The following is a 12,834-nucleotide window of genomic DNA, read 5'->3' on the forward strand; positions in this document are numbered from 1 at the left end:
CGGGACGTCCCGACAACCGGGGCCTGCTCGACCAGATCGCCGCCCTGACCTGGGTCCGGGACAACATCGCCTCCTTCGGCGGCGACCCGGACCGGGTCACGGTCTTCGGCGAGTCGGCGGGCGCGATGAGCATCGGCGCGCTCCTGACCACCGACGCGGCCCGGGGCCTCTTCCACCGGGCGATCCTGCAGAGCGGGGCCTGCCACCACTTCCTGCGCCCGTCGTCGGCCGGATTGATCGCCGCCCGCCTGGCGGAGAAACTCGGGATCGAGCCGACACCCGAGGCCTTCGAGGCCGTTCCCCTGAAGGAACTCCTCCCGGCCCAGGCCGAGTTGCGGGCGGAGGTGGGCGCCGACCCGGACCCGGCGCGATGGGGCGAGGCGGTCCTCAACATGATGCCCTTCGAGCCGGTCCGCCCGGGGCCCGCCCTCCCCGGCCCGGACTGCGGCGTCGACCTCCTGATCGGCAGCAACCGCGAGGAGTACCGCCTCTTCCTGGTGCCGACGGAGCGCCTGCACGTCTTCCCCGAGTCCTCGCTCCGCGCCATGACCGAGGCCTACGGCCTCGACCCGGCCGAAGCCCTCCCCGTCTACCGGGCCGCCGCCCGTCCGGGCGCCACGCCGGGCGAACTCCTCGACGCGGTGGCGACCGACTGGTTCTACCGGATCCCCGCCATCCGCCTGGCCGAGTCCGTCCCGGGCTCGTACCTCTACGAATTCGCCTGGCGCTCGCCGCAGTTCGACGGGAACCTCGGCGCCTGCCACGCCCTGGAGCTGCCCTTCGTCTTCGACCGCCTCGACGACCCCTCGTACGCCCCGATGCTCGGCGACCACCCGCCCCGGGCCCTCGCGGACGCCGTGCACCGGGCGTGGGTCTCCTTCGCGAGGACGGGCAGCCCCGGCTGGGAGGCGTACGACAGGACGACCCGTACGACGATGACCTTCACCGCCCCCGCGTCCACGACGGTCGCCGACCCCCGCGCGGAGCAACGGCTCCTCTGGGAGGGCGTGCGCTGAGGGGGCTACCTCTTGTCGCGGGTGACGACGGCGTTGCGGGTGACCACGGCGCCGAAGAGGGCCAGGCCCTTGATCACGACGCGCGGTGTGCCCGGCTTGCCGATCCGCCGGGCGGCACGCTTGTCGAAGACGCCGAAGAGTCCAAGACCCCGCACCTCCACCTCGATGTCCTCCGGGACGACGATCCTGGTGCCGCCCCACAGGGCGACGGCGCGGATCTCGGTGTCCTGACTGCTGAAGCGCGCCTCGGAGAGGTCGAGCCTGCCGCCGCCCCACATCGACCAGACGGTCATGCGGGGCGGCACGATCCAGGGGCCCTTGCGCTCGAAGCCGCCGAAGACGCCCGCGACGAAGCCGCGCGAGGTCGCCGGCCGGTCCACCACGAGCGCGTCGCGCGGGCCGGGGCTCGGCAGACCGCGGCAGGCCTGCTCCAGGTCTCCGCGGGTGCGGGAGGCGTGCACCTCGTCGAGGCGTGCCGACAGATCGGCCAGCGGCAGCCGGCCGTTCTCGACGGCGGTCCGCAGTCGCTCCTCGGCGTCGGAACGCTCACGGTCCGAGGCGAGGACGTCCAGGTCGTGCTGGGTCACAGGGTCAACCCTCCGAGATGGGCGGCGAGGACGGTGGACAGGGCGGTGCGATAGGCGGCGTCGTGCTCGGGCCGCTCGGGGTCGTGGCCGAGGTCGGCGAGCCAGTAGCGCCGGCCGAGGGCGTATCCGTACGCGCCGGACATGGCGAGCAGGACGACCTGCTCGATCCGCGTCCGGTCGGGGCCTTCGGGCGGGGGGAGCACCGAGCGGACGCCCTCCTCGATCACGTCGACCAGGCGGGAGAGGTTCGTGGGGGAGTCCGGGGCGGCCCCGTCGTCCCAGCCGTGGAGCTGGGACCACGTCCACAGCCGGACGTAGCGCTCGTCGGCGAGGATCTCGAAGAGCACCTCGGTCATGCCGACCGCGTACGGCACGCTGCCGTCGGCCCGCATGCGTTCCCGTACGAGCTCCCGCTTGCGCTCGTTCTCGCGTTCGAGCACGGCTCGCACCAGCGCCCGGTAGGTCCCGAAGTAGTGGGTGACGAGCCCGTGCGTCACCCCGACCGCCTCCGCGACCCGGCGCAGTCCCACCCCGTCGGGACCGTGCCGGGCGATGAGCTCGGTGGCGGCGTCCAGGATCTCGGCGCGTGCTTGGTCCGGGGTGCGCCGGCGTCGTGCGGGAGGCATGGGCCCTTCCCTGTTGGCAGAGTGGACAATATCGTGTTGTCCACTCTGCCAATAATCCTGAGTGCCGGTCAACTCGCCGCGCGCCGACCGTAGATGGCCGACGTCGAGGGTGCGGGGCGGTGGGGTGGACGATCTCCTGAAGTGCCGTTGGCGTCGTCCGCATGGACCAGGGCGAACGCGCACTTCACGCCTCCTCGTTCGGCGCGGCGGCGGTCGCCTACGCCGAGCACCGTCCGGACTGCGCGCGGACGGCGGTGGGCTGGGCGCTCGCATCCGCGCCCGGCCCGCGGGTGCTCGACCTCGGCGCCGGAACCGGCAAGCTGACCGCCCCCTGGTCGCGATGGGCGCCGAGGTCGTCGCGGTCGAGCCCGACCCGGCGATGCTCGCCGAGCTGCGCCGCGCGCGGGGGCCCTGGTCCTGCCGGAGCCGGAGCGGGAGGCCCTGCTCGGCCGGATCCGCGCGTTCCTCGCGGGCAGGCCGGAGACCGCCGACGGCGAGTTCACCCTCCCGATGCGGACCGGCGTGCCGCGCGTCCGCCGGCTCTGAGACACGACCGGGCGACACCACCCTCCGGGACGGTCCCCGGGAGGGTGGGGCCCGGGGACTCAGTCGGTGTCCGTCCCCGGCCGCGCCTTGGCGAGGGTGCAGACGCCGTCCACGCACTGGCGCTCCAGACGGCCCCGGGAGATGGTCTGCGCCAGGCCGACCATCCAGCAGGTGGGGCAGCCGCGGAAGGCGACCAGGGCCAGCGGGGCCGCGAGCAGGGCGGCCGGGCCGGCGACGGGCACCATGGCGATCGAGCCGATGATCAGCCCGAAACCGATGAGGCCGCGCGCCAGATGGCGCGGGACGGACTTGCTGGCGAAGTTCGGCGCCGCGGGCGGTGCGGACGCCACGGAGGGCGCGGACATCACGGAAGGTGCGATGACCGGGGGCTTCGCGCCCTCGGGGGGCTTCGCGATGTTCAGGGTGGTCATGGTCGTGAGTCTCCTTCGACTGGTCTGTCGACGGCTTGATCTGATGCCTGGTCGGTCGCTTCCAGCGCGTGACGCAGTGCCGCCCGTGCCCGGTGCAGCCGCGACTTCATCGCGGCGGTGCTCAGACCGAGCGCATGGGCGACGGTCCTGCCGGACAGGCCCTGGACGTCACGCATGATCAGGACCTGTCGCTGGTCACGGGGAAGGGCGCCGACCGCGGCCGCGATCCGCTCCACCTCCAGCCGGTACAGCACCGCCTCCTCGGCGGACGGTTCCGCGCATGCCTCCGGCTCGGCCGACGCCTCGTCACGCCGTGCGACGAGCAGCCGCACCTGCCGGAGGCACTCGTTGCGCACGATCCGGAACATCCACGAGGCGAGCGCACCGGTGGCCCTCAAGGTGCCGATCTTCCGGTAGAGGATGATCAGCGCCTCCTGGGCCGCGTCCTCCGCGTCCTGCGGCGAGGCGCACAGCGAGAGGGCGAACTTGCGCACATGCGGCTGCGATTCCATGACGACGGTGGTGAGCGACGTGACGTCGCCGTCCTGCGCGGCCTTGATGAGCCGCTCGTCGGGCCAGGAGAAGCGTCGGTTCATGCGCTACTCATATCGGAAGGCGTCCCGCGCGCAGACGCCGGTCAGCTTCGGCTCCTGTTGAAGCGCCGCATCAGGTGCCAGCTGCACGCACCCACGAGCACCACGCCGACCACGATGAGGGCAGTGACCATGATTGCTGTTTCCTCCCGGTTCCGTCCGGTCCGTTCGACCGGTGCACACATAAGAGACGGGGAGGTCCCGAGAGGATTCGCCTCCCGGTGAAGTTTTTTCCGAAGGACGGACTACCGGCCCCTGAGCAGGTCGCCGACCGCCGCGACGCCCGCCGTGACGGCGCGCTCGCCGACGTTGCCGAAGCCCAGGACCAGCCGCACCGGCCCCGGCTCGGCCGCTCGCGAGGCGCGGCAGGCGCTCATGCCGTAGAGGCCGACCGACCGGGCGCGGGCCGCGGCGACGAGGGCCTGCTCGTCGGCCGGTCCGGCGAGGTGGGCGACCGCGTGGAAGCCGGCCGCGAGACCGGTCACCCCGACCTCGGGGGCGTGCTCGGCGAGCGCCGCCACCAGGGTCGTGCGCCGCGCCGCGTACGTCGCCCGCATCCGGCGCAGGTGCCGGTCGAAGCGGCCGGACTCGATCAGTCGCGCGAGGGCGAGCTGGTCGAGAGTGGGGGAGCCGCGGTCGCTCAGCCGCTTCTGCTCGACGATCGTCCCGGTGAGCGCCGCGGGACAGAGCATCCAGCCGATGCGCAGCGCCGGCGCGAGGGACTTGCTGACCGTGCCCAGGGAGATCACCCGGTCGGCGGCGAGGCCCTGCAGCGCGCCCACCGGCTCCCGGTCGTACCGGAACTCGGCGTCGTAGTCGTCCTCGATGATCACCGCGTCCCGGCTCCTGGCCCACTCGATCAGTGCGAGCCGCCGCTCGGGGGCCAGGGCGACGCCGGTGGGCCACTGGTGTGCGGGAGTCACGACGACGGCGCGGGCATCGGTCGCGGAGAGCGCCCGCACGTCGATGCCGCGCTCGTCGACCGGTACGGGGACCGCCGACATGCCCGCCCGGGACGCGGCGGAGGAGACCGTGGACGGTGAGCCGGGGTCCTCGTACGCCACCGTGCGGACGCCCGCCCCGGCCAGCGCGCGCAGGGCCAGACCGAGGCCCTGCGCGTAGCCGGAGCAGATCACGGTCCGTTCCGGATCCGCCGCCGCGGCGCGCACGCGCCGCAGGTATCCGGCGAGGACTTCGCGCAACTCCGCGCTGCCGCGCGGATCTCCGTATCCGAGCGCCGACGTCGGCATGGCGCGGCCCGCCTCGCGCATGGCCCACAGCCAGTCGGCGAGCGGGAAGGAACCCAGGTCCGGGACGCCCCAGGCGAAGTCGGCCAGGAGACGGGACGGCGCCGAGGGCGGCGACGGGGGCGCCGGTGGTACCCCCGCGCCGGTGGCGACCCGGGTGGCGGAGCCGACGCGTGTCACCAGGTATCCCTCGGCCTGGAGCTGGGCGTAGCACTCCTGCACGAGCCCGCGCGACACCCCGAGCATCCGGGCGAACTCGCGGGAGGACGGCAGCCGTTCGCCCACCCGCAGCCGCCCGGTCCGGATCGCGTCCCGCAGTCCGAGTTCCAGCTGGGACCGCAGCGGCTCGCCGCTGTCCCGGTCGACGACGAGGAGCAGCTCGGGCGACAGACCGGACCACTCCAGAGGCATGGAATCGGATCTTACCGACGACCGGCCGGGACCATAGCGTCGTCGGGTGACCAAGATGCTCAACTCACAAGCGGAGGGCGCCGGTTCGCGGCCGCCTCTGGTGACGCGGCCCCTGCTGCTGCGTTTCGTCTCGATCATCGGCGCCTCGACGAGCTTCTATCTGCTCCTGTCGGTCGTCCCCCTCTACGCCGAGGCGGCCGGCGGCGGCCACGGCAGCGCCGCCGGGCTCACCACCGGCGCGCTGATGCTGGCCACCGTCGGGGGCGAGCTGGCCACCCCCCGGTTCGTCGCCCGCTTCGGCTACCGCCTCGTGCTGGCGGCGGGCCTCGTCCTCCTCGGGGCGCCCGCGTTCGCGCTCTCCGCGTCCGGGAGCCCGGTCTGGATCACGGCGGTCTGCGTCCTGCGCGGCCTCGGCTTCGCGTTCACGGTCGTCGCGGGCGGTGCCCTGACGGCCTCGCTCATCCCGGCCGGGCGCCGCGGGGAGGGGCTGGCCCTGGTCGGCATCGTGTCCGGGGTGCCGTCCCTGGTGGCGCTGCCGCTGGGAGTGTGGCTGGCGGCGCACGTGGGGTACGGGCCGGTCTTCGCCGCCGGAGCCGTGGCCGCGCTGGCCGCCGTCGTCTCGGTGCCGGGCCTGCCGGACCGCGAACCGGCCTCGGAGCGGGCGATCGGGGTGACGGCCGGGCTCCGGACGGCCGCGCTGTCACGGCCCACCCTCGTCTTCGCGGCGACCGCGCTCGCCGCCGGAATCCTCGTCACCTTCCTTCCCCTCGCCGTCCCTTCGGCCTCCGCGGGAGTCGTCGCCGCGGCCCTGTTCGCCCAGTCCGCGGCATCGACCGCGGCCCGCTGGGTCGCCGGCCGGCACGGCGACCGGCACGGTCCCGCCGTACTCCTCCTGCCCGGCCTCGTCGCCGCGGCCGCGGGGACGCTGCTCACCGCCCTGACCCACAGTCCGGTGGCCGTCGTCGTCGGCGTGACCCTGTTCGGAATCGGCTTCGGCATCACGCAGAACGCCACCCTGACGCTGATGTACGCGCGGGTCCCCGCCTCCGGATACGGAACCGTCAGCGCCCTGTGGAACTTCGCCTTCGACGCCGGCATGGGCGTCGGGGCCGTCGGCTTCGGGATCCTCGCGGGCCGGACCGGCTACCCGGCGGCCTTCGCCCTCACCGCCGCACTGATGCTCACGGCTCTCGTCCCGGCCCGGCGCGACCGGCGGACGGAGGGCTCCCGCGCCTGACGCGCCCGGGTCGGGGCCGATCACGGGCCGGTCGACAGCGGCACGGTGACCTGCTTCAGTCCGACCTCCGCACCGTCCGCCGGATCGGCGCCCTGACCCTGGCCACCCACTTCGGCCAGGGGCAGGGCTTCACCAAGGTCGACGTCCAGACCCGGGACGGCTCGGCCTGGACCACCCGCCTCACCGGCGCCCTCACATGTGCGGATGGCCGTAGTACCGGGCGAACTGCTCCAGGTAGGCGGGCTCCTCGGAGTACTTCGCCTCGTCGAAGTCCGGGGCGTCCTTGATCTGGTCCTTCGTGCGGTCGACGTACACCTTCTCCTCGGCGGTGTCGATCAGCTCGATGGTCCCGGCCGGAAGGAGGACGCGCCGGCCGAAGATCCAGGCCCCGACGTCGACGACCAGATGGGACGAGTCGACGTCCTCGGTGTGCCTGTCGACCTTCCCGATGGTGCCGTCCGTGGCCTCGACCTTGTAGCCGACGAGATCGACCCCCTGCCGGTACCCGGTGCCCGGGCGGTAGTTCCAGATGTCGAACTCACTCATGGCGGCACCTCTCCTCCGCCTCCATGGTCTCGTGCGCCCCCGGCGCCCGCACGTCGTCCCCCACGGTGACCCGAACAGGTGAGGCGTCCGGCCATTCGGCCGCCCGGCCCTTGTCGCCGCGGCCCGCACGGGCAGGCTGGGAGCGTGAGAGTGCCCCTGTTCCTCGCAGTGACGACGGCCGTGGTCGCCCTGTCCGCCTGCGGCGCACCACAGGCCCGCCAGGACGGAGCGACCGGTGCGGGCCGGTTCTTCGAGGAGTCCCTCGTCGCCGGAAACTTCGGCGTCGCGTGCGGACTGCTCGCCCCGGAGAGCCGTGAGCAGCTCGAAGAGGGGGAGAAGAAGCCGTGCGCGGAGGCACTCCCGTCCCAGGAGCTGCCGCGCGGCGGCGCCGTGCGGAGCGTGGACGTCTACGGCCGGCAGGCGCTGCTGCGTCTCGACGGCGACGTCCTGTTCCTCTCGGAGTTCGACGAGGGGTGGCGGGTCACCGCCGCGGGATGCGCGCCCGAAGAGGGCGACACGCCGTACCACTGCGTACTGAAGGGGGCGTGACGTGCGGACGCTGTTCGTCGTGTGCGTGGTGACCGTCGTGGGCGGACTCGCCTACTTCAGCGCGATCGGAGCGCTGCACCGGTGACGGCCGGCCGGGCCCCGAAGGGCGGATTCTGGCGGTCGAACAGCCTCACCCTCGGTTTCGGCCTGGCGTTCCTGGTCGTCCTGGGCGCCCAGGCGGTCGCCGGGCGCGCGGAGTTCAACGAACAGCTCGCCGTCGAGGGACTCCAGCAGATCGGCCTCGGCGCGTACCTGGCATCCTCGGACTTCGCCGTCGACGTCACCGAGAACTGGCAGTCGGAGTTCCTGCAGTTCTTCCTCTACATCTTCGGCACGGTCTATCTGCTCCAGCGCGGCTCCCCGGAGTCCAAGCCGCTGCACAAGGTGGGCACGGAGAGCGAGCGCGAACAGCACATGGGTGACCACACCCGGCCCGACTCGCCCCGCTGGGCCGGTACGAAGGACTGGCGGCAGGCCGTCTACTCCCGGTCACTCGGCCTCGTCATGGCCGTCTTCTTCCTGCTGTCCTGGCTGGCGCAGTCGATCTCCGGCACCGCCGCCTTCAACGAACTGCGGCTGCGGCAGCTCCAGGCCCCCGTCAGCTGGCACTCCTACCTCGTCTCCGCCGACTTCTGGAACCGGTCCCTGCAGAACTGGCAGTCGGAACTCCTCGCCGTGGCGGCCATGGCCATCCTCTCCGTCTACCTGCGCCAGCGCGGCTCGCCCGAGTCCAAGCCCGTCGGCGCCGCGCACGAGGCCACCGGCGTCGAGGGGTGACGGGGTCCTGACAGCCGGGCCCGGGCGGACCGGCTGGTTGGCGGGGCGGCGCGGTTCTACCGTGGAGGGATGGTCTTCCGTCCCGCCGGGCGACGGCCCCGGGCCGGGCGGATGCTCGGCGCGATCCGCCGCTTCCGGGCCGGGCACCGGTGGGCGCCGGTCAGGGACCTCGGGCTCTGGCAGCGTTCGCTGGGGTTCGCGGCGCTCTCCTTCCTCACCCTGGTGCCGCTCCTGATCGTCGTGTCGGCGGCGGGTGCGGGCAGCGGGAAGGGGTTCGCGCAGTGGCTCGGCGACGGCATCGGGGTCTCCGCGCCCGCCAGGGCCGAGATCGAGCGGCTGTTCGCGCTGCCCGGCCAGGTGCGGCGGACCACGACGGCGCTCGGCCTCGCCCTGCTCGCCGTCTTCGGCCTCACGTTCGGCACGGTGGTGCAGAGCGGTTACGAGAAGGTCTGGGACCTCGCTCCGGCCCGCTGGCACGCCCGCTGGCGGCAGGTGCTGTGGCTCGCCGTGCTCATCGGGGTCCTCTATCTGTTCGCGGTGGCCCCGTTCTGGCACGGGACCCCGGCCGGCGGGGCGGTCTCCCTGCTGAGCGGCACCCTGTTCTTCTGGTGGTCGCAGCGACTGCTGCTCGGCGGCCGCATCGCGTGGCTCGCCCTGCTGCCCGGGGCGGTGTGCACCACGCTCGGACTGCTCGGGCTGAGGATCTTCTCCCGGCTCGTCTTCTCCCCGCTGATCGCGTCCAGCGCCGTCACGTACGGCCCGTTCGGCGCGTTCCTCGTCATCCAGACCTGGCTCGTCGCCGTGGGCGTCGTCGTGTTCGGCGGCGCGCTCGCCGGGCGCCTGGCCGACGGGGAACTGCCCCGTGTGACGCGCGTACGGAAACGGCGGGGGAGACGCCCGGGCCACCGCGGCCGGGTGAAGACGCCCCGTAGGTGAAGACACTCCACAGGCGCCGGCCCGTGCCGACCCCTCGCCTGTTACTCGCCGGTAGGCGATGATGGGGGTGACCATCCACACGGCCGGGGGCTGAGGCAGCGGTGACGACTTTCGACGCAAGGACCAGGGTGCACGCCTTCCGGGACGACGCCCTGGGAGAGCACGACGCCGTCGGGCTCGCCGAGGCGATCCGCCGCGGCGAGGTCGGCGCGGCCGAAGCGGCCAGGGACGCGGCCGAGCGGGTGCGGGCCGTCGAGGAACGGCTCCACGCGGTCCAGGTGCACGCGGACGCCCCGGCGCACGGTACCGGGACGACGGGCGGCGCCTTCGCGGGCGTCCCGACCTTCGTCAAGGACAACACCGACTACCGGGGACTGCCCACCGGCCACGGCAGCGCGGCCTTCACCCCGGGACCGGCCCGACGGCACGCGCCGTTCGCCCGGCAGTTCCTGAGCAGCGGCGTCACGGTGCTCGGCAAGACCCGGCTGCCCGAGTTCGGCTTCAGCCCGTCCACGGAGTACGAGGCCGCCGAGCCCGTCCGCAACCCGTGGAACACCGGCCACTCGGCGGGCGGTTCCTCGGGCGGCAGCGCGGCACTCGTCGCCGCCGGCGCGGTCCCGATCGCCCACGCCAACGACGGCGGCGGCTCCATACGCATACCCGCCGCCTGCTGCGGACTCGTCGGCCTCAAGCCCACCCGCGGCCGGGTCGTACCGAACGACCAGAGCCGCCGACTGCCCCTGGACCTCGTCGTCGACGGCGTCGTGAGCCGTTCCGTACGGGACACCGCCGCGTTCCTCGCCGCCGCCGAGACGCACTGGCGCAACCCGAAGCTGCCGCCCGTGGGCCTGGTCGAAGGCCCCTCCGGACGACGCCTCCGCATCGGACTCCTCCTCGACTCGCCGAACGGCGTCGCCTCCGACCCCGCCACCCGGGAGGCCGTCACGGAGACGGCGACGAGGCTCGAACGGCTCGGCCACACCGTCGAGCCGGTCGAGGTGGCCATCGACCCGCGCTTCACCGAGGACTTCCTCACCTACTGGGGGATGCTGTCGTTCCTCCTCGGCGCCACCGGCCGGACCCTCGGCCCGGACTTCGACCGGCACCGCATGGACGGCCTCAGCCGCGGGCTGCGCGCGACGTACCTGGAGAACTGGCGGCGCACCCCGGGCGTACTGCGGCGCCTGAAGCAGACGAAGGTGGCGTACGCGGCGGCGTTCCGGGGCCTCGACCTGCTCCTCAGCCCGGTCCTCGCCCACCCCGCGCCGCCGATCGGCCGGCTCGCACCGACCGTCCCCTACGCGACGCTCGTCGAGCGGATCCTCGCGTACGTCACGTTCACCCCGGTCGACAACGTCGTCGGCACCCCGTCGATCTCGCTGCCCAGCACCCGGGCGACGGACGACGGGCTGCCCGTCGGCGTCATGTTCTCCGGCCGCCCCGGCAGCGAACGGACCCTGCTCGACGTCGCGTTCACCCTGGAGGCGGACCGGCCGTTCCGGCGGATCCAGGATGCCTCCTAGCCTCCTGGCCTCCTAACCGCCGACCCGTTCGGCCAGGCGCGCCATGGCCCGCTCCAGCTCACGGCGCGCCCCGAACGGGACCAGCGCGGCCCGCCCCGGGACGCGGACGCCGCCGGTGAGCGCCACCCGGGTCGAGCCGCCCTCGGCCACCGCCGCCATCCCGATGACCAGGAACCGGCTCTGCAGCCAGCACCAGCCCGGCCGCAGGGCCCCGTGGAGGTGGGCCCGGAACCCGTAGCGGCTGCGGGCGAGGGCCTCCACCCGCTCGCCGTCCCGGCGCAGCACCCGCACCGACCGCATGTCGGGCTGGAACTTCCCGAAACCGCCCTCCAGATCGCCCATCACGGCCCACACCGCGTCGAGCGGCGCGGGCAGCACCCGCTCCACGATCCGTGCGCCCCGGACGGCGGCGCCCATGACCCGAAGGCGTCGCACGTCGTCGATCACTGCCTCTTCGCCGCTCACGCGGACCACGCCCTTCGGAAACTCTGCCGTGCCCGGTGCAACCGGGACTTCGCCGTGCCGGCCGGCACCCCGAGGAGCGCCGCCGCCGACTCCTCGTCCATCCCCTCGACGTCCCGCAGCACGAGCACCGCCCGGTGCGCCGGCGACAGCCGGGCCAGGACGTCGCCGATGTCGGCGGCCAGCAGCGGATCGCCCCGCTCCGGCACGTCGGGGAGCTCCGCCGGCCGCACCCGCGCCGCCCGCCTGGCGACCCTTACCGCCTCCCGTACGGAGATCGCCCGCACCCACCCGTACAGCGCCTCGGGCTCCCGCAACGACCGGAGAGAGGTGAAGACGGCGACCAGGGCCTCCTGGGTGGCGTCCGGACCGTCGTCCAGGGCGATGGGCCGGCAGATCCGGGCGATGTACGGGGTGAGGTGGTCGAGCAGATCGTGCAGGGCCAGGGTGTCGCCGCGCCGGGCGGCCCGCACGAGCGCCACGCCCCGGTCGACGGGACCGGCGGCCTCAGCGGGCGGCACGCAGGGCCGTCCAGCCGAAGACCAGGCTCAGCGGCGTGTAGAGCAGCGCGTTCAGCCAGGGGAAGGCCGCCCCGGAGCCGTCCCGGCCCAGCACGATCCACACCAGACCGGCCGCCCCGCGCAGCAGCATCCCGCCGGCCACGGCGTACGTCACGAGGCGCGGGATCCGGCGGCCGCGGACGCCGCGCGCGTGGGCGGCCACCGCGACCGCCGCGCACCCCTCGACCACCGCGAGCGGCAGCACCACCGCGGGGCCGAAGGACACGACACCGCCCAGGACGGCGAGCGAGAGGCCCCGCTCGTCGGCGGCGGGCCAGGTCAGGCCGGTCGCCCAGTAGACGTGCACAAGCGCGAGAACGGCCAGCAGGACGGCGACGGCACGCCCGCCGCCGACCGCACGAGGCCGCTCGATGTCGATGACCGCCATGGGATCCCCTCCGTATCGAGGCCGGCGCCGAGGGGCACCGACGTCTGAAGGAGGACCCGAACCGGGCGGGGGTTCCCCGTGATCCGCATCACGTACGGCCGGAGGCCTACCCACCGATGTCCACCACCCGGGCCCACTCCGGCGGCCCGGCCGGCACGTGGTCGGGGTCGTCCTCGTCCCAGGAGCGGAACCGCCGTGCGCGCGGGAACAGGCCCACCACCGTCCGGCAGGCCGGCCGCCCGGCCGGCCACGGCGTCTGACCGTCGGTCAGGACCACGAGCACGTCCGGCCGCGGGCGCGCCCGCAGGGCCGCGGCGAACCCGGTCCGCAGATCCGTACCCCCACCGCCCAGGAGCGGGATGCCCTCGGCGCGGCACAGCGGATGGACGATCCGCGCCG

At 73.9% G+C, this 12,834-nt stretch carries 15 protein-coding genes and 1 pseudogene; 6 read left to right on the forward strand and 10 right to left on the reverse strand.

Annotated elements, in window-relative coordinates; all coding sequences use genetic code 11:
- Positions 1–1,016, forward strand: a 1,016-nt coding sequence (locus CCN56_RS10645) for a carboxylesterase family protein (RefSeq protein WP_086825851.1), incomplete at its 5' end; no start/stop codon positions are given.
- A gap of 5 nt (positions 1,017–1,021) precedes the next feature.
- Here CCN56_RS10645 and CCN56_RS10650 read toward each other — a convergent pair.
- From CCN56_RS10650 to CCN56_RS10675, 5 genes are all read right to left on the reverse strand, one after another.
- Positions 1,022–1,603, reverse strand: coding sequence for a DUF1707 domain-containing protein (locus tag CCN56_RS10650; RefSeq protein WP_086825853.1), 582 nt, complete (start codon positions 1,601–1,603; stop codon positions 1,022–1,024).
- Positions 1,600–2,229 carry a TetR/AcrR family transcriptional regulator gene (locus tag CCN56_RS10655; RefSeq protein ID WP_086825855.1) on the reverse strand — a complete coding sequence of 210 codons (630 nt, stop codon included), beginning with the start codon at positions 2,227–2,229 and terminating at the stop codon, positions 1,600–1,602. Before CCN56_RS10655 ends, CCN56_RS10650 begins: the two co-directional genes overlap by 4 nt.
- Positions 2,230–2,834: 605 nt before the next feature.
- Positions 2,835–3,206, reverse strand: a complete 372-nt coding sequence (locus CCN56_RS10665) for a hypothetical protein (RefSeq protein WP_373412846.1) — start codon at positions 3,204–3,206, stop codon at positions 2,835–2,837.
- The gene (locus CCN56_RS10670; protein ID WP_086825857.1) at positions 3,203–3,802 is read right to left on the reverse strand and encodes an RNA polymerase sigma factor; all 600 of its coding nucleotides are present in this window, start codon (positions 3,800–3,802) and stop codon (positions 3,203–3,205) included. The genes CCN56_RS10665 and CCN56_RS10670 overlap by 4 nt, the downstream gene beginning before the upstream one ends.
- Before the next feature lie 242 nt (positions 3,803–4,044).
- Positions 4,045–5,457: a PLP-dependent aminotransferase family protein gene (locus CCN56_RS10675; protein ID WP_086825859.1), complete on the reverse strand. Its 1,413-nt coding sequence runs from the start codon at positions 5,455–5,457 to the stop codon at positions 4,045–4,047.
- Positions 5,458–5,512: 55 nt separating this feature from the next.
- Here CCN56_RS10675 and CCN56_RS10680 point away from each other — a divergent pair, with 55 nt between their 5' ends.
- On the forward strand, positions 5,513–6,694 hold the full coding sequence (locus tag CCN56_RS10680; protein ID WP_086825874.1) for an MFS transporter: 1,182 nt from the start codon (positions 5,513–5,515) through the stop codon (positions 6,692–6,694).
- A 192-nt stretch (positions 6,695–6,886) separates the two neighbouring features.
- On the opposite strand, the gene CCN56_RS10685 is transcribed toward CCN56_RS10680, so the two are convergent.
- Positions 6,887–7,240, reverse strand: a complete 354-nt coding sequence (locus tag CCN56_RS10685) for a PRC-barrel domain-containing protein (RefSeq protein WP_086825861.1) — start codon at positions 7,238–7,240, stop codon at positions 6,887–6,889.
- Positions 7,241–7,384: 144 nt separating this feature from the next.
- Here CCN56_RS10685 and CCN56_RS10690 point away from each other — a divergent pair, with 144 nt between their 5' ends.
- The 4 genes from CCN56_RS10690 to CCN56_RS10705 all read left to right on the forward strand — a co-directional run bounded on the left by CCN56_RS10690 (position 7,385) and on the right by CCN56_RS10705 (position 11,025).
- Positions 7,385–7,789, forward strand: coding sequence for a hypothetical protein (locus CCN56_RS10690; RefSeq protein WP_256961899.1), 405 nt, complete (start codon positions 7,385–7,387; stop codon positions 7,787–7,789).
- Positions 7,790–7,870: 81 nt separating this feature from the next.
- Complete coding sequence (locus CCN56_RS10695) at positions 7,871–8,566, forward strand: DUF6766 family protein (RefSeq protein WP_086825863.1); 696 nt, start codon at positions 7,871–7,873, stop codon at positions 8,564–8,566.
- Between the two features lie 69 nt (positions 8,567–8,635).
- Positions 8,636–9,502, forward strand: a complete 867-nt coding sequence (locus CCN56_RS10700) for a ribonuclease BN (RefSeq protein WP_373412847.1) — start codon at positions 8,636–8,638, stop codon at positions 9,500–9,502.
- A gap of 101 nt (positions 9,503–9,603) precedes the next feature.
- Positions 9,604–11,025, forward strand: a complete 1,422-nt coding sequence (locus tag CCN56_RS10705; RefSeq protein WP_086825865.1) for an amidase — start codon at positions 9,604–9,606, stop codon at positions 11,023–11,025.
- 12 nt (positions 11,026–11,037) lie between these two features.
- Here the strand turns inward: CCN56_RS10705 and CCN56_RS10710 are convergent, their stop codons facing one another.
- The 4 genes and pseudogenes from CCN56_RS10710 to CCN56_RS10725 all read right to left on the reverse strand — a co-directional run.
- On the reverse strand, positions 11,038–11,490 hold the full coding sequence (locus tag CCN56_RS10710) for a hypothetical protein (RefSeq protein ID WP_179199787.1): 453 nt from the start codon (positions 11,488–11,490) through the stop codon (positions 11,038–11,040).
- Complete coding sequence (locus tag CCN56_RS10715; protein WP_086825869.1) at positions 11,487–12,008, reverse strand: RNA polymerase sigma factor; 522 nt, start codon at positions 12,006–12,008, stop codon at positions 11,487–11,489. Before CCN56_RS10715 ends, CCN56_RS10710 begins: the two co-directional genes overlap by 4 nt.
- Positions 11,995–12,435 carry a DUF3995 domain-containing protein gene (locus CCN56_RS10720; protein WP_086825870.1) on the reverse strand — a complete coding sequence of 147 codons (441 nt, stop codon included), beginning with the start codon at positions 12,433–12,435 and terminating at the stop codon, positions 11,995–11,997. Before CCN56_RS10720 ends, CCN56_RS10715 begins: the two co-directional genes overlap by 14 nt.
- A 106-nt stretch (positions 12,436–12,541) precedes the next feature.
- Positions 12,542–12,834: pseudogene (locus CCN56_RS10725) on the reverse strand (hypothetical protein); the annotation flags it as partial.

Origin of the sequence: Streptomyces sp. NRRL B-24572 (assembly GCF_002156145.1) — a bacterium.
Lineage (GTDB): Bacteria > Actinomycetota > Actinomycetes > Streptomycetales > Streptomycetaceae > Streptomyces > Streptomyces vietnamensis.